Below are 17,088 nucleotides of genomic sequence, written 5' to 3'. Positions count from 1 at the left end.
GATTTTTATACTTTTGTATCAGTTTGTAATATGATACAATTAACACTAGATGTTTTGATAAATGAAAGGAGCAGCAAAATTTATGCTCGATATAAATACATTACAAAATGCAGCGGAAATCATTCAATATGATTCCTCTGATATTCCATATACAATTCAGTCACGAAAGCTTTCAAACTTTACTGATATGAGAGCCCTGTGCCATTGGCATGATGACATTGAAATCATATATGTTTTTGACGGTGAAATGATGTACGATATAAATGGAAAAATCCTTCATTTAAAAGCCGGAGACACGGTAATCGTAAATTCTCATCAGATGCATTTTGGATATGCTACTCACAATAAGGAGTGTATCTTTACATGTATGCTCTTTCATCCAAATCTGCTAAAATCAAATATTTTTATGTATGAAAAATATGTAAAACCCATAATCACAACTCCGGTAATAGAATATTGGTATTTTCCGCACGCTGAATTTAATACAGGTTTTCCGGGCACACACCTTACAAATCTGTACAACAAATATCAATCGGGACTTATGAATGATTATGAAGTTATCGGAAACTTTTACATTATTTGGAATGAAATTTATAAAAATACCGACTCAAAACTTTATATTGACCCCGTGTCACAGAATAATGACATTCATATTCAAAAAGAAATGATAACATACATAACGCTTCACTATTATGACAATATTGACCTTGAAGACATAGCTGCCGCCGGCAATATCAGCCGCAGCAAGTGCTGTCAGATATTCAAAAAATACATGCAGCAGTCTCCTGTAGCGTATCTTAATGCTTACCGCATGGAGCTAAGCTGTAATTTGCTAAAAACAACCTCATACAGCATTACTTCAATCGCTACTTCCTGCGGATATAACCACCTGAGTTACTTTTCCAGGATTTTCCTAAAAAAATTTGGGTGTACTCCTATGGAATACAGGAAAAAATTTCAATCCTGCTAAGAGCACACCCATATATTTAATTAAGAAGACAACAACATAAATTTATTATACGCTAAATACCCTCAACCATTTTAAGCAAAAGCAGTTTATCTCCCTTGTGAACCGTATCACCGTTAATTTCATTCAAATCCATTATGCTTTTAACGGTTGTGCGGTATTTTTTTGCTATATCCCAAACAGGTGTATCCGCCGCCGCATAATAACCTACTATTCCCGGAAGCTTATGAAGCTGTTCAAAGTCAAGAGGTGCTGTCACAATATCCGATACAAAACTTTCATCAAAACTTGAAAATGCAATAGCACACAATGTTATATTGACCTTAACTTCAAGTTCCGAACTGTCAATCATAATAACATTTATATTATTTATATCAAACTGTAATTCATAGTAACAATCAGTGCTTAGGTTATCAATTTCTATGGTATGGCTAAATGGCAAAACAGCTCTCTCTATCGATAACGGACTTACATCATTCTCTGTCATATAAAGAATATCAAGCAAAAGCACACCGTCCAAATGTATTCCGCCATCAACAATCTGCTGCTCATCTATTGTTATTTTTCCTGTCGCATTACATATCTGCAATATTTTATCCGGACTTTCAAGTGAAATCTGCTCAGAAAGACGAAGCGAACTCTGATTTTTCATAATAAGTTTATTCAACAGCATTTTTTCCTTTACAGGTTCAAGTTCCATAGCAGTTGAATACGCATCATCGAGTATCTGCGCCTCCCTGTTTTCATAAAACTTCATCTGCAATTTAAGCGTAAGCTCGAAATTTACAATCCTGTTTTCACCATCCTCATCCGGTTTTGAGGATAATTCCCTTGTTCCGACACTAACATCAATATCAGGGATCATATCCTCGTTGCAGTCGTTGCAGTTTATAATCTCATCAAATGAAACTTCAGTCTCAAAATATTCAAGACTTCTCTCCTCATTTTCAGGTGTATAAAGAACAAATACATTCAAATCACCCATAAGTCTTACACCGTCTTCGACAACTTTTGTCTGAATATTTAACGGTCTTATGTTGTAATACAGCACCGATGCAATACTTGGTTTTGCCTTCGGAAGAGTCAATTCCTCAAAAATCCTGTGAATGTCATTTTTTTGAATTACCAGATGTGTATATGTAACCGTTTTCATTTTTGAATATAAACCATCTAAATTCAAATTGTCCGTCTCATCATCAGACGCCATTGAAGAAACCGCTTCATAATAAACACTTTTAGGTTTGCAGCAATGTATTCCTATAATAGCATTTATACTGAGTTTTCTTGAATTTATAAGATTTGCCTGACAATCATCAATTTCAAAATGACAATTTATCTCGTCCCCCTCAGACACATTGTCAAGCCCTACAGACTCATCAAAATTTATACTTCCGGAAAGATTATGTATAGGCACAATATCATCATTGCTTGCATACAAAATAAAATAATCGAGAGTTCCTTTTACATTTACCTTTCCTTCAAGTGCCGAAACAGAATTTGATGATATATTTCCTTCAATCTTGATAATCTTATCTATATCAGGTTTGCTATCAGGAACATTCATATCATTTTCAAGAGTAATCTGAGTGTCACTGTGGCAGACTATTTGATTTGAAGTTATCTGTGCTGTTTTTAAGTCCATAGAAATCTCCTTAATTTTACTCGCTACATGTTATTGTTTTAATAATATTTTATTCACTCATATAAAAAATATTACTAAAAAGCAAATAAATAACTCAAACAGACATTATTGTGGTAAACTATATTTTATATGATGCAGAATATTGTATCAGTATTGGCAAACTGCATTTTATATGATACAGAATACTGTTGCAATCTTAATAAACTGCTCGGAAATGAGGGATACTATGGATAATCAAAAAGAAATAACGTATATAAATAATATAAGTGTCGAAGATTATAATGCACTCAGAAAATCCGTAAACTGGATAAATGTAACTGAAAAGAGAGCTGCTATTGCCCTGAAAAATTCTTTTTATCTCTGTGTAGCTGTCTGTGACGGCAAACCTGTCGGCATGGCAAGGATAGTCAGCGACGGCGGTTATACATATTTCATAACAGATGTTATCGTACATCCGGACTATCAGGGCTGTCACATAGGAACAGAACTCATACGCCGTGAACTCGATTATATACAAAAAGACGTCGTAGCCGGCGAAACTGTAATGGTAAGCCTGATGGCTGCATACCATCGTGAAAGTTTTTACGAAAAATTTGGGTTTCACACAAGACCATTTGGAAATCACGGTCCCGGAATGTCAATGTGGGTTTCCAGAGATGTCACAGGAAATCCTATGACTTTCTGAAAATCCATAAATATGCCATCCCTATACAAACTTATTCATTTCCGCATTGTATCGGTAATCAATCGCTGCAAGTTTGTTCTCAAGTTCATCTTTATCAACATCCAACGTTTTACACAACTCATCAAGATTAGGATAAAAATCCCTGAGTTGTGTATTTATATAACTAAGCAGCATAACCGAATCCTTTGGTAAATTGTTACTCACTTTTTATTTCCTCCCATACATTCAACACTGCCACTCACAATCATATTGTAAGCGGCAGCTACTTAGCCGCACTGTTTATAAGACCGACAATCTTCTCAATTGAATTATTAAGCTGACTCTTATTCATTGCCGCGATATATTTTTCTTTATTATCAAATGCTTCATTTACTGCTTTCAATAATTTTTCGTTAGTTACATCTTCTTCCTGAATAACAATACTATATCCAAGCTTTTCAAATGATGCAGCATTTAATATCTGGTCCCCACGGCTTGCCTGTGCTGAAAGAGGTATAAGTATATTTGGCTTTTTAAGTGCGAGAATTTCACATATGGCGTTTGCTCCGGCACGCGATATCATAATATCCGATGCCGCCATTAAATCCGGAAGTTCGTCACTTATATACTCATACTGCACATATCCCTTAGTACCGTCAAGCTTTTCATCTTTCTTTCCTTTTCCACAAAGATGTATAACCTGAAACTTTTTCAACAGCTCAGGAAGAATTCCTCTCACGGCATTGTTTACTGCAACTGCACCCAGACTTCCTCCAATTATAAGAACAACAGGTTTTGAATCGTCAAATCCGCAAAACTCAAGTCCCTTTTCTTTATTTCCCTTAAAAAGTTCTTCTCTTATAGGTGAACCTGTGAGAACAGCCTTTTCTGCCGGCAGATGTTTGAGTGTCTCAGGAAAGTTTGTACAAACCCTTACCGCACACGGAATGCAAATTTTATTTGCAAGTCCCGGTGTCATATCCGACTCATGTATAATACACGGAATTCTGCGTGACTTGGCAGCCACAACAACAGGAACAGATACAAAACCACCCTTTGAGAATACTACATCAGGTTTAATCTTTTTAAGCAGATGTCTTGCCTGTGCAAGTCCTTTAAGTACCTTAAACGGGTCACTGAGATTTTTAAGGTCTATGTATCTGCGCAGTTTTCCGCTTGATATACCATAATAAGGAATTCCCAATTTTTCAATCAGTTTTTTCTCTATACCGTCATAGGAACCTATATAGTAAATCTCATATCCTGCTTTCTTCAATTCAGGTATGAGTGCAATATTTGGAGTGACATGACCGGCTGTTCCCCCTCCGGTTAAAACAATTTTCTTCATCAGAAAAATTCTCCTTTCAAAATCCATTCTTGAAATAATAACCAAAATTCACAATATAACTTTTTAATTTAATAGCTTTAACACTATTTACTTTAAATACCATTTTATATATTATCATATAAGTCTGAAAAATCGCTGCATCCCTTAAAATAAAGAATTACAGCGATTTTGTCTGCTTTTATAATTATTGTATATGATGTTTGCAGGATTGCAAAAACTGTACAACAATGAAGCAATCTGTGGCATCAGAACGTTTTCTATATGTATAGTATATTTAATATTTATCCGGCTTATCTGATAACTTTAATCCATCCTTCAGGAGCTTCTATTCTACCCATCTGGATACCTGTAAGTGTATCATAAAGTTCCTTTGTCTTTGGTCCCATCTGCTCCATTCCGCTTGGGAAACAAATCTCTTTGCCATGGTCAACAATCTTTCCTACCGGAGAGATAACTGCTGCTGTTCCACAAAGACCGCACTCAGCAAAGTCTTTAACTTCATCAAGATATACTTCTCTTTCTTCAACTTCCATTCCAAGGTAATCTTTTGCAACAACCTCTAATGAACGGCGTGTAATTGATGGAAGAATACTATTTGACTTAGGAGTAACAAACTTACCGTCTTTTGTGATAAAGATAAGGTTTGCTCCACCTGTCTCCTCAATCTTTGTACGAGAAGCAGCATCAAGATAAACATTCTCATCAAAGCCTTTCTGATGTGCATCAACTATAGCATGAAGACTCATAGCATAGTTAAGTCCTGCCTTGATATGACCTGTTCCATGAGGTGCAGCTCTGTCAAAATCACTTACACGGATAGTAATAGGTTTTGCGCCACCTTTAAAGTAAGGTCCTACAGGTGTTGTAAATACTCTGAACTGATATTCATTGGCAGGTTTTACACCAATAATGGCATCACTTCCAAACATATAAGGACGAATATATAATGTTGCACCTGAGCCATATGGTGGTACATAATCAATATTTGCCTCGACTACTTTAGCAATAGCATCTACAAATCTATCTTCAGGAAATACCGGCATCTCAAGTCTGCTTGCTGAATCAGCGAGACGTGAAGCGTTTAAGTCAGGTCTAAAGCAGACAACTCTGCCATCCTCCGTAGTATATGCTTTTAATCCTTCAAATACTGTCTGAGCATACTGGAGAACGCATGCACACTCGCTGATTGTGATCATATCATCCTCTATAAGTGCGCCATCATCCCATGCACCATTTTTGAAGTTTGACACATATCTTTTGTCTGTCTTTACATAACCAAATCCAAGATTATTCCAATCGATGTCCTTTTTTGCCATAACAATACTTCCTTTCATAACCCTTTTAATTTATCGGGTGAATTATTTTCAAAAGATTACATATCAATACAATCAATAAATTCGATACACATACACGATACTATATTACAATCAATAAATTCAGTACACACACACTGTACCATATTAAATACATTGATAAAAATCTTTTATTTTAACATATCTCTAATGATACTCCCATGATTTTATACTGTCAAGATTATAATCTTAACCGCTTAATACGCACCATTAGCAGTCTTTATGTTCTTAAACTTTTTAACACGTTAATCTTCTATCATATTTATTCTTCTGATATGTCTCTCATCATTTGAAAATTCAGTATTTAAGAATGTATCAACTACCTTCAATGCATGTCCCGGTCCTATTACTCTTGCACCCATAGCGAGAATATTTGCATCGTTATGTTCTCTTGTTGCCTGTGCGCTGAAAGTATCGTGGCAAAGTGCAGCTCTTATTCCTTTAACTTTATTGGCGGCTATGGAAATTCCTATTCCTGTTCCACAGATAAGTATTCCTTTCTCACACTCACCACTAACTATTGCATTTGCAACTTTTTTTGCATAAACCGGATAATCACATGATCTCTCATCATAACAGCCATAATCTTTATATTCAATACCATTTTCCTTCAAATGTTCCATAATTTCCTGCTTAAGTGCAAATCCTCCATGGTCACTTCCAATTGCTATCATTTTTTCTTACCTCCACATATCAATTATTTATATTTGTAGCAGACTCTTCATTTTCATGATACTCTGCTTCCATATGCAATATTACTTTTTCAATCTTTTCTGAGACTTCCTCAAAAAATTTATCATACAATGTCTCATCAGGGTCAAACGGGTCTGATATATCTGCATCATCTTCAATGTACTCACCTACCGTGTACACATTGTTTGATACCCCAAGATCTTCAATCACCTTCAGCTTGTCACTAAATGTCATAGTAAGCAAAAGCGTGTCCGCAGTTATTTCCTCACGTTTAAGCTGCTTCGAGTTTTCATGATTACTTATATTCATATCATGACTGCTAAGAAGAACATTTACTTTCGGATTTATCGGCTCGGAAAACAAAACAACCGTCCCTCTGGACATGGAATTTGGAAGCCAGTTTGGAGCTTTCATTCTGTAAATAGCCTCTACAAGCGGACTGCTGAAAGTATTTCCCTTGCTTACAAATATGACTTTGTCATAACTTTTCATATACATCTCCCTCATTTCAGAAACTGTCACACAACAAATAAAATACCCGTTTTTATATTTGGATGTATTTTAATGTCTATACATGAATCAAATGATGACCGGCTGCCTTTATCATTCTGTTCATTATCGCCCCTCCAAGTCTGTCATCACTAAAGCTTTCAGCATATATATACTGTGCACCAATATGATCCATATCTCTCAGTATATCATATAACCCTGCCGCAATGGAACCTTCAGTTTTTCTTGAACCAATACTTTTTACAATACCATACTTATACTCTTCTTTTGTCTCATCGGTCGCAATAATTGCAACTTTGCAGCCCTCATCAATCTTCTGCTTTGCAAGTTCATTTATCTTTGAAGCTACATCTTCTCTGCTTCCCTCAACAATGGTCATATCTCCCTTTGGAGCATAATGACGGTATTTCATTCCCGGTGCTTTCGCAACAATGTTTTTCTTAGGTGTTTCACCTACAATAGCGGGGTCAACTTTTACTTCACCTACAATATCCTCAAGCATGCTTTTTGTAATATAACCTGGTCTTAAAATAACAGGTACTTCCTCACTGACATCAACAATCGTCGATTCAAGTCCAATACCAACACTTCCGCCATCAATTATCATATCTATTTTGCCCGATAAATCTTCAATAACATGCTCTGCTTTTGTCGGGCTTGGCCTGCCGGAAGTATTTGCACTCGGTGCCGCTATATAGACTCCTGACTGGCTTATAAGTTCTCTTGCCACCGGATGGCTTGGCATCCTGACTGCAACTGTGTCAAGTCCTCCCGTTGTTGAATATGGCACTTTATCTGTTTTCTTGAATATGAGAGTCATTGGTCCCGGCCAAAATGCATCCATAAGTTTTACTGCCTTTTGTGGAACTTCCTTTGCTATGTCTTTAAGACTTTCCCTATCTGATATATGAACTATAAGCGGATTGTCTGACGGTCTGCCCTTAGCCGCGTATATTTTGGCAGATGCCTCCTTATGCATGGCGTCTCCGCCAAGTCCATATACTGTTTCTGTCGGAAAAGCTACAAGTCCGTTTTTCTTTAATATCTCACATGCCTCCTCAATCTCGCTGTCCTCAAACATTTCAGAATTTACCTTTATTATTTTTGTATCTATATCTTCACTCATCTGATGAGCCTCCTTATGAAATATATTCGTATATCCCCTTAGCAATTGCCTTAGCCATCTTTTTCTGATATTCGTCATCCGACAAAAGCTTTGCCTCCTGCGAATTTGACAAAAATCCACATTCAACAATTATAGCAGTCGGAATACTTTTCCTTAATACATAATAATCTGAATTGGCTTTTTCTACCCTATGATTTCCATCACCTATACACTCTGCTATTTTCTTCTGCATTATCCCGGCAAATTTCTTTCCATTTTGGGATTCACCATGATAAAACACCTGTGCTCCCCTTGAACTCTCACCCGTAAAACTGTTCTGATGAATACTCACAACAGCCGCTGCATCTGAACCGTTCATAATCTCTATTCTTTTACTAAGATCAGCTATTTTCTTATTTGTATCTCCCTCACTATACAGACCTGTATCTTTTTCTCTTGTCATTATCACTTTATATTTATTATTTTCTAGTTCTTTTTTTAAATATAGTGATATGGCAAGATTTATGTTCTTTTCCAAAGAACCGTCTATACCTACCTTTCCCGGGTCATTTCCACCATGTCCCGGATCAATGACTATAATTTTCTTATTGTCACTCTTAAATACAGGAATTTTTTTTATCATATGTCTGCTGACAATTCCACCTGCTGCCACAACACACACACCTAATAAAACAATACAGCTTTTCTTTAATAAATTCATACATATCTCCAAAAAATATTTATCAGCTATATGTATGCAGTTTATTTTAAATTATGATATGTATTCAAAAGGTATTTTGACCCTTGCATCATATAATCTACTGTACTGTATATTTCTCTATCGTATCCCAGACACTTTTCTTTTCCATTCCGGCTTTCCAAAAAGCTACTCCTGCCATTTTCCCTGACTCTACTTCTTTTAGCTTTAATTCAAGCGACTTGGCATTTTCAAGCCAGATTTTATATAGAGTCCCGTCTTTTGTGTACTCAGCATAGTCAAGTCCTCTTTCTTCATCCCATGTAATATCGGCTTTCGCATCATTGACAAGTTCTTCGGCATATTTCATTGAACAAGCTTCTGATTTAATCTTTGTCTCACCAGACCGGGTTGTTTCCTTCCACATTCTTGAATAAAACGGAAGTCCTATAACAGACTGCTTTGCAGGAACTTCATTCAATATATTAGTGACAGCATTTTTAACATAACTTAATGATGAAACAGGCCCTGCCTCCTCAGACCCTGAGTAATACTCATCATATGCCATAGTAATAACATAATCTGCTACTGCTGCCTGTTCCTCTCTGGCATAGTATGCTGAATAATTTGCCGGCGGATAGTTGTCTATTGAAAGTATAATTCCGTTGTTTCTGCACATAATACCAAGTTCTCTTATAAACTGTATAAAATCAGTGCCATTCTTTGACTTGACATTTTCAAAATCAATATTTATACCGTCAAGACTGTATTTTATAGCCTCCGCAATAAGATTTTTCTCTAATCTCTCCCTGCGGCTTGTTCTTCCCAACACATTTCCGATTTTCATATCAGGTGAAAAGTCATCACAAAGTCCCCATACCTGCAATCCCATGGAATGTGCCTTATCAACATAATCATAACTTGCAAGTGATGATATGCTTCCATTGTTGTCACTTGTCGCAAACCATGTCGGTGCTATGACATTTACATTTTTTGTCCCTGAAATCACATTTAACAATGTTGAATTTGCAGTCTGATTTGTAACCTGATGCCATAAAAGATTAACTTTTCCCTCCAGCAATGTATGCGGATACTCCTCCTCTACAAAATCTGTTTTTGGAACATAATCATATGCCTCTTTCAAATCTGATGCTTTAACATAACCTATAACTCCACTTTCAGATATAACCTTATCAAAACCGCTGTCTTTTGACTCATCTTCAAGAATTCTTAATTTTTCTTCTTTTTTTACGTCAACAAGTATAGGGCTCTTTATACTTGGCTCAAACCTTAACTTTGTTTCTTCTGCGGATTGTATCCACTTTTGTTTCTTTCCATATTCATATTTTAAGACAACTCTGTTTGGATTTTTATATAAGTTATAAGAAAGTGCCGTATAGTCCTTAACAAAATCCAAAGCAATATAAAGTTTATTATTCTTTAGCTTTGCTATAACATAATCTTTAGCGTTTAAACTTTTATTTATAGTGTATTTGTTACTATTGATATGAGTTGTGATAACAGCTGTGGCTGTTGTATAAATCAAAAGATTTTCATTTGAATCCCAATAAAATCTTTTATTTAATGTATTCGATACGAGGTTGTAATCAATATAGACATGACCTTTCTGATACAACGCCTTCTCTTCGTTTATTTTATCCTCAAGTACAACTGTATAACCGTTTCCATTATTTCCATAATATTTTGCCAGACTCATATAATCTTTACATGGCATATTTTTCTTTATAAACCAAAACGCAGTCACTGCAACGACTGCAATAAATGTAATCACAATAGGCAAAAACAGCTTTTTATTTTTCATAAAACGAACCCTTTCTCAATACGCAATATTCTCTTTATCAGTATATCACTTAAACTTTTTACAGTAAAGGCACATATGAAAAATTGAACTAATCAGGAGAGGGGATAGTTACCGCCCATACCACCGGTGTGAGCAGTAACAAGGCATGTGTGTTTCTTCCCTCTCCTGTCACCTTTTTAAGGTTACCATTATTTTTTTAATATCTTAATATTCCGACATTTTTTACCACAAAAACATTGTAATGGATAATCTCCAACAATATTTACAGACGGTCAAACTCGACCTGTACAATCTTACCATTATTGTCACTAACATAGTTTTCCATATAGCAATTGTCTTCTTTGACATGTTCTATTATTTCAGAATCCCCGCCTGAATAAAACTGTCCATCGATTTTAACTTTTACCCCAGCCAAGGTCCATTTATCGACCTCATCTAAAATCCATGATATTGTCTTTTCTCTCGACCCTTCTGAACTATCCCTCAATTTTACCAACCTCCGGTTTCTCCAATAAGATACATGACCGCTACTTGTGTAACTGTTAATTTTATTTTATGTGATACATCATCATTTTCCTATTGAGTAATTTTTAACTTATTTTCAGAGCAACGATTTTTAAAACATCTGGTAAAATTCATATCAACGTCAATACTCCTCTATCCTTGTCTCCTAACCGCCTTAAATTTTTAACATATCATTTTTTCTATAACCTTCTTCCTATAAACTCACCCCCTGAAACTTTAAATCGTCTCTCTGTGCTGACTATTATATGATGGTGACTTTCACAATTTCAACACCTAAATCACCGTATTTTTACCAAAACTGCTGACGTATTTTTTACTATTATGCATAATAAAATTCCCATTTTCATCATTTTTAATCATTTTTTGAAAATATATGCAAATTTTTCAAAAAATAAACAGTATTTATTATGCAGGTATTACAAACCATAATATTAATCTAAAATATGTCTTATCCTTCAAATGACAAAACTCAAAAGCATTCATTTTATATTTGCCAAATCACCTGTACAACGTTCATATCATATAAATATATAAATGGTGATTTTATTTCATATTTATCCGATAATAACAATGTCAGATAAGTCTCAAATCATTGACTAAAATCAAATATTAACCTATAATTTAACTATAAGAAATTATATATTTTATATTTTTTTAGAAAGGGAGTGAGCCTATGCGAATCGAAAAAATAAATGACAACCAAATCCGTTGTACACTCAATAAAAAAGATTTATCCGACAGAGAACTTCGTATCAGCGAACTTGCATACGGAACAGATAAAGCCAAGGCTCTATTTCGTGACATGGTGCAGCAGGCATCATATGAATTCGGTTTTGATGCGGAAAATATCCCACTTATGATAGAAGCTATTCCTATGTATCCGGACACCCTGGTCTTACTTATAACCAAAGTTGAAGATCCGGATGAACTTGATACAAGATTTTCAACATTTTCTGAGGATCCGGACAGTTCTTCATATGAACAGGTCGGAGAATATACATTTGACGATGATGACGAATATGACGACGATGATGATATTTACGAACTCGCCGGCAGCTTAACCTCAGAAGCAGATGACGAGCCGATACCTTTTACTCCTACATCTTCATATGATGAAAACACTGATTTTATTTCGCTCTCTGAAGCTTTGAGCAAAGAACCACGTCCAAAGACAATGTCTAAAAACACGTCATCAAACAATGCTAAAATCTTTTCTTTCGACTCATTAAACAATGTATCGGAATTTGCAGCCAATATATGCCATCTGTATAAAAGTGCAAATACATTGTATAAAAATGACAAAACTGAAAATTATATACTTATAATGCAGCAAGGTGAGCTTTCACCGGAATCTTTCAATAAGATTTGCAACTTAGCAAGTGAGTATGGTACACAGCAGAAAAACACTTCTGCAAGTATATCTTATTATGAAGAACATTTTGAACCTCTCATCAGATATGATGCATTACAAAAACTTGCATAAATTATATGGTATTTTAAGCCTACCTAAAGTTCAGTCAAACTAACCATTTTTCCTTTATTTTCAGTGCTTTCAGGGGTTGCCAAAAAGAATTTTCTGCGTTATAATGAATGCACAAAATCAATAATAAGGGAGGACAATTAAAATGGCATATGTAATTAGTGATGATTGTGTTAGTTGTGGAGCTTGCGCTGGCGGATGTCCAGTAGGCGCTATTTCTGAAGGAGATGCTCATTACCAGATCGATGCAGATACATGTATCGAGTGTGGTGCTTGTGCAGGAACATGCCCTTCAGGTGCTATTTCACAGGAGTAATTTGATTAGGATTTTATTTCCTATTGACGATTTTTTTTACTTTATGTAAAATAAAGCTGCTGGTAAAGGAGTTTTTCTCCTGTACAGTGGCTTTTTCGTTTTTAATTTATTTTTTCAAAGGAGAGCAGATATTATGACAGAAAGAATTTCTAAAGATATGATAATTGCTGACATGCTTAAAATAGATGCGGGCATCGCAGCTATACTTATGGCATCAGGTATGCACTGCATCGGCTGCCCATCAGCTCAGGGAGAATCACTTGAGGAAGCAGCTATGGTTCACGGTCTTAACGCCGACGAACTTGTTGCTAATGTAAATGATTATCTCTCAAAGAAATAATTGCTGATATTTTTTATCATTAAATAAAACAGAAGGTCATACATCGGTATCAAACCAACATATGACCTTCTGTTTTATTTATAATTATTCAAGAACGAAATCACATCATTCCTTTGAGGCATCACCTTTAAAGCTCCTTTTTTTGTCGTAATTATAGACGATGCTGCACTAGCAAATTCAAGCATACTTGAAACATCACTTTTTGTGAGATTATCCAGTCCTTTTTCAAGAACACTATTTAAAATACATGCCATAAATGTATCTCCAGCTCCAGTCGTTTCTACTGTATCCTTTCTTACAAATGCATCTGCAAAAAAGCTTTTTCCCTTATAATATGCAGTGCTTCCATTTTTTCCTTTTGTGGCACAAAACAGTGCCGGTTCATATTTTTCAAAAATCTTGTGAACACCTGCATCAATATCTTTTTCTCCGGTCAAAAACTGTATTTCATCATCTGATATTTTTAAAACATCACATTTACTTATACCATACCACATCTGTTCTTTTGCCTTTTCAAAATCATCCCAAAGAGGTGGGCGAAAATTTGGATCAAATGAAATCACTGCCCCCATACTTTTTGATTTTTCTACCGCATATTTTGTTGTATCTGCGATTTTTTCTTCTGTCATTGAAAGTGTACCAAAATGAAAGATTTTGGTATTTTCCAGTAAACTTTCATTTATTTCATTTTTTCTAAGCATCATATCGGCTCCGGGATTGCGATAAAATGAAAAGTCCCTGTCACCGTCTTCTTTTGTATGTACAAATGCAAGCGTAGTATGAATGTCGTCATCAAAAATCACATTATCTGTATTTATTCCCTGTTCACTAACGACATCTCTAAGCATTCTTCCAAAATTGTCATTGCCAACTTTTCCTATAAAAGCAGTTTTCTTACCAAGTCTCTGTAACATTGACAAAACATTGCATGGAGCTCCTCCCGGATTTGCCTCAAGTATCGTATTTCCTTGTCCACTCATACCATTTTCAGTAAAATCTACAAGCAACTCTCCTAAAGCGACCACATCAAACTTTTGCATTAAAAACCTCCCTATCTGACAAATATGCCATGTTTTTCGATATCTATAACTGTGTCCCCGTCACATTCAAAACTTATCCCATCTGCATCAAGCGGTGTATAATAAGTCATGCTAAGTACCTGTGAACCGTCATTTATAAATATTTCTGCAGAATATTTATCCAAAATAAAACGAAGTTTCAAGCTTTCTTTTGGATATCTTAATCTGACTTTTCTAACCCCTATTGTATCACGATTCATTCCCGAATACAGCCTGTTTATTTCAAGTTCTTTTTTCACGTTATTATAGATAAGCCACGAACGAAATCTTTCATTTTCTGCAAAACATATCTTAAACTCATCAAAATCTCCATCAGCAATTTCAACCGTCATATCAAGCATGCGGCCATTTATTCCCTGAAAGCCTGTTTTTTCATGTACTTTCTGACCTTTATAATAAACATCATCTGTATAATATTCTGCTATCTCCCTTACAGGACTCTGCACGATTCTTCCATCGGCAAAAGTCAACTCTCTTGGAATCGTCATCATACATGACCACTTCTGAGTAACCGGTCTTATATTTGAATCCCATGACTGCATCCACCCTATCATCACCCTTCTTCCATCAGGTGTAAGCGTAGTCTGTGGTGCGTAAAAATCAATTCCGTCATCGAGTGCATAGACTTCATCATAATTGAATTTATGCTGTTTCCGGTCATAATCACCTATAAAATACACTGAATTATTTCCATTATGAAACTCTTCATCTGCACACATGTCCTGTGGAGATGCTATAAGTACGTGTCTTTTGTCCAGCTCAAAGAAATCAGGACACTCCCACATTGTTCCATATTTTCCTGTATTATCTTCTGCCAATACCGAAACATATTTCCAGTCATACATATTTTCCGAATAAAACAATACTACATGTGGTTTTCCGTCAGATGTTTTATTTCCGGCAACAATATAATATCCGTCATCCTCTTTCCATACTTTAGGATCCCTAAAATGCTCACGGCTGAAATTTTCAGGCATCATATCCCCTGTAATCACCGGATTTTTTTCTATTTTTTTGTATGATTTTCCATCACCTAAAGCAATGCACTGATTCTGAAATTCCTGTCTTTCTCCATTTATTTCTTCATGAGATACTCCCGTATATACTAACATATGTCCTTTATCAGTCGCTATTGCCGAACCTGAAAAACATCCGTCAACATCATAATCCATATCGGGTGCCAGTGCGACCGGGCAATATTCCCACTTTATCAGATCACTGCTTACACAATGTCCCCAATGCATAGGTCCCCACTCCTTACCATAGGGATGAAACTGATAAAACAAATGTGCCTTCCCGTTATAATACGAAAAACCATTCGGATCATTTATCCAGCCGATTTGTGGTGCAACATGAAACTCTGGCAATTCTTTACTGCTCAATTTATTTTTTTCTATATATGCATCTGCTTTTTTTAACTTATCCATAAATACCTCATTTCTATTTTAATTATTTAAATGCTTATTGCCTCTTCTGTTGCGATATCAAAGAAATGTATCCTGTGAGGCACGAAAACAAATTCTACCTCTTCACCGACACCTGCAACCTCATATTTTGAAACTCTGGCAACAGAAGATGTACCACCAAATTCAAAATAGAGATTATTTTCATTTCCCATGATCTCCGTATTTTCAATTACCGCTTTCTGTCTATTTTCTTTAAATACATCAATATTCTGAGGATCAAATTTAATGTCTTCTCCTCTTATTCCAAGAATAACTTCTTTACGATTTTTTAATTTATCCGATATCTCTTCATTTACACTAATGCTGTTTCCATCGGCAAATGTAATTTTATTTCCATCGACCTTGACATTATAGAAATTCATCTGAGGTGAACCTATAAATCCGGCTACAAATTTATTTACAGGATGTTCATAAAGATCCATAGGTTTTCCAATCTGCTGTACAACACCGTCTTTCATGATGACTATCCTGTCTGCCATAGTCATTGCTTCAACTTGATCATGTGTTACATAAATCGTCGTACTTCCGAGATTTCTATGAAGCTTGCTTATCTCATTTCTCATGCTGACACGAAGTTTGGCATCAAGATTTGAAAGCGGCTCATCCATAAGAAATACTTTCTGATCCTTTACAATTGCACGACCTAAGGCAACCCTTTGTCTCTGACCTCCCGACAGATTTTTAGGTTTGCGGTAGCGGTACTCTGAAAGCCCCAGAATATCTATTGCCCAGTCTACCTTTTTCTTTATTTCTTTTGCCGGCACTTTCATATTTTTAAGACCATAGCTTATATTTTTTTCTACAGTCATATGAGGATATAGCGCATAATTCTGAAATACCATTGAAATACCTCTGTCTCTTGGCGCAACCTCATTCATCTTCTTTCCGTCAATATAAAGCTCTCCGCTTGTGATTTCTTCAAATCCTGCAATCATACGCAATGTAGTTGATTTTCCACATCCTGATGGTCCTACAAATGCTATAAACTCTTTTTCATCTATTTTAAGATTAAAATCTGTTACTGCTTTTTTATTTGTATTTGCATATTCTTTACAAACATTCTTTAATTCTATAAAACTCAT

Annotated in this window: 18 protein-coding genes; 5 read left to right on the top strand and 13 right to left on the bottom strand. The window is 35.5% G+C overall.

The window, feature by feature from the left end; genetic code table 11:
- The first annotated feature begins 82 nt into the window (after positions 1–82).
- On the top strand, positions 83–970 hold the full coding sequence (locus tag ACZLXV_RS01195) for an AraC family transcriptional regulator (RefSeq protein ID WP_482382244.1): 888 nt from the start codon (positions 83–85) through the stop codon (positions 968–970).
- 52 nt (positions 971–1,022) lie between these two features.
- On the opposite strand, the gene ACZLXV_RS01190 is transcribed toward ACZLXV_RS01195, so the two are convergent.
- Positions 1,023–2,609 (bottom strand): DUF3794 and LysM peptidoglycan-binding domain-containing protein, encoded by a 1,587-nt coding sequence (locus ACZLXV_RS01190; RefSeq protein ID WP_482382243.1) that lies wholly within the window; start codon positions 2,607–2,609, stop codon positions 1,023–1,025.
- A gap of 226 nt (positions 2,610–2,835) precedes the next feature.
- Between ACZLXV_RS01190 and ACZLXV_RS01185 the strand changes: the two genes are divergently transcribed.
- Complete coding sequence (locus tag ACZLXV_RS01185; RefSeq protein WP_022224210.1) at positions 2,836–3,294, top strand: GNAT family N-acetyltransferase; 459 nt, start codon at positions 2,836–2,838, stop codon at positions 3,292–3,294.
- Positions 3,295–3,315: 21 nt separating this feature from the next.
- On the opposite strand, the gene ACZLXV_RS01180 is transcribed toward ACZLXV_RS01185, so the two are convergent.
- From ACZLXV_RS01180 to ACZLXV_RS01140, 9 genes are all read right to left on the bottom strand, one after another.
- Positions 3,316–3,498 carry a DUF4250 domain-containing protein gene (locus ACZLXV_RS01180; protein WP_022224211.1) on the bottom strand — a complete coding sequence of 61 codons (183 nt, stop codon included), beginning with the start codon at positions 3,496–3,498 and terminating at the stop codon, positions 3,316–3,318.
- A gap of 58 nt (positions 3,499–3,556) precedes the next feature.
- Positions 3,557–4,621, bottom strand: coding sequence for an undecaprenyldiphospho-muramoylpentapeptide beta-N-acetylglucosaminyltransferase (gene murG, locus ACZLXV_RS01175; RefSeq protein WP_022224212.1), 1,065 nt, complete (start codon positions 4,619–4,621; stop codon positions 3,557–3,559).
- Between the two features lie 290 nt (positions 4,622–4,911).
- Positions 4,912–5,937, bottom strand: coding sequence for a branched-chain amino acid aminotransferase (locus ACZLXV_RS01170; protein WP_022224213.1), 1,026 nt, complete (start codon positions 5,935–5,937; stop codon positions 4,912–4,914).
- Between the two features lie 281 nt (positions 5,938–6,218).
- Positions 6,219–6,647 carry a ribose 5-phosphate isomerase B gene (rpiB, locus tag ACZLXV_RS01165; protein WP_022224214.1) on the bottom strand — a complete coding sequence of 143 codons (429 nt, stop codon included), beginning with the start codon at positions 6,645–6,647 and terminating at the stop codon, positions 6,219–6,221.
- Between the two features lie 19 nt (positions 6,648–6,666).
- On the bottom strand, positions 6,667–7,158 hold the full coding sequence (locus ACZLXV_RS01160; RefSeq protein ID WP_482382242.1) for an arsenate reductase/protein-tyrosine-phosphatase family protein: 492 nt from the start codon (positions 7,156–7,158) through the stop codon (positions 6,667–6,669).
- A gap of 76 nt (positions 7,159–7,234) precedes the next feature.
- Positions 7,235–8,290, bottom strand: a complete 1,056-nt coding sequence (locus tag ACZLXV_RS01155; protein ID WP_367334635.1) for an L-threonylcarbamoyladenylate synthase — start codon at positions 8,288–8,290, stop codon at positions 7,235–7,237.
- Positions 8,291–8,315: 25 nt separating this feature from the next.
- On the bottom strand, positions 8,316–9,002 hold the full coding sequence (locus ACZLXV_RS01150; protein ID WP_022224217.1) for an N-acetylmuramoyl-L-alanine amidase: 687 nt from the start codon (positions 9,000–9,002) through the stop codon (positions 8,316–8,318).
- 97 nt (positions 9,003–9,099) lie between these two features.
- Positions 9,100–10,800, bottom strand: a complete 1,701-nt coding sequence (locus tag ACZLXV_RS01145) for a glycosyl hydrolase family 18 protein (protein WP_482382241.1) — start codon at positions 10,798–10,800, stop codon at positions 9,100–9,102.
- A 262-nt stretch (positions 10,801–11,062) separates the two neighbouring features.
- Positions 11,063–11,287 carry a hypothetical protein gene (locus ACZLXV_RS01140; RefSeq protein WP_022224219.1) on the bottom strand — a complete coding sequence of 75 codons (225 nt, stop codon included), beginning with the start codon at positions 11,285–11,287 and terminating at the stop codon, positions 11,063–11,065.
- Positions 11,288–11,998: 711 nt separating this feature from the next.
- Here ACZLXV_RS01140 and ACZLXV_RS01135 point away from each other — a divergent pair.
- The 3 genes from ACZLXV_RS01135 to ACZLXV_RS01125 all read left to right on the top strand — a co-directional run bounded on the left by ACZLXV_RS01135 (position 11,999) and on the right by ACZLXV_RS01125 (position 13,461).
- Entirely contained in the window at positions 11,999–12,808 is an 810-nt protein-coding gene (locus ACZLXV_RS01135; protein ID WP_022224220.1) for an adaptor protein MecA, read from the top strand.
- A 142-nt stretch (positions 12,809–12,950) separates the two neighbouring features.
- Positions 12,951–13,121, top strand: a complete 171-nt coding sequence (gene fdxA / locus ACZLXV_RS01130; RefSeq protein ID WP_022013665.1) for a 4Fe-4S ferredoxin — start codon at positions 12,951–12,953, stop codon at positions 13,119–13,121.
- Between the two features lie 133 nt (positions 13,122–13,254).
- The gene (locus tag ACZLXV_RS01125) at positions 13,255–13,461 is read left to right on the top strand and encodes a DUF1858 domain-containing protein (protein ID WP_022224221.1); all 207 of its coding nucleotides are present in this window, start codon (positions 13,255–13,257) and stop codon (positions 13,459–13,461) included.
- A gap of 74 nt (positions 13,462–13,535) precedes the next feature.
- Here the strand turns inward: ACZLXV_RS01125 and ACZLXV_RS01120 are convergent, their stop codons facing one another.
- The 3 genes from ACZLXV_RS01120 to ACZLXV_RS01110 are packed head-to-tail and all read right to left on the bottom strand — an operon-like array spanning position 13,536 to position 17,088.
- Entirely contained in the window at positions 13,536–14,501 is a 966-nt protein-coding gene (locus ACZLXV_RS01120) for a carbohydrate kinase family protein (RefSeq protein WP_482382240.1), read from the bottom strand.
- An 11-nt stretch (positions 14,502–14,512) separates the two neighbouring features.
- On the bottom strand, positions 14,513–15,967 hold the full coding sequence (locus ACZLXV_RS01115) for a glycoside hydrolase family 32 protein (protein ID WP_482382239.1): 1,455 nt from the start codon (positions 15,965–15,967) through the stop codon (positions 14,513–14,515).
- Positions 15,968–15,993: 26 nt separating this feature from the next.
- Entirely contained in the window at positions 15,994–17,088 is a 1,095-nt protein-coding gene (locus ACZLXV_RS01110; RefSeq protein ID WP_022224224.1) for an ABC transporter ATP-binding protein, read from the bottom strand.

This window comes from Butyribacter sp. (assembly GCF_056818865.1).
Note: the sequence above shows the minus strand (reverse complement) of the source record. Positions and strands in the feature narration are given on the sequence as shown.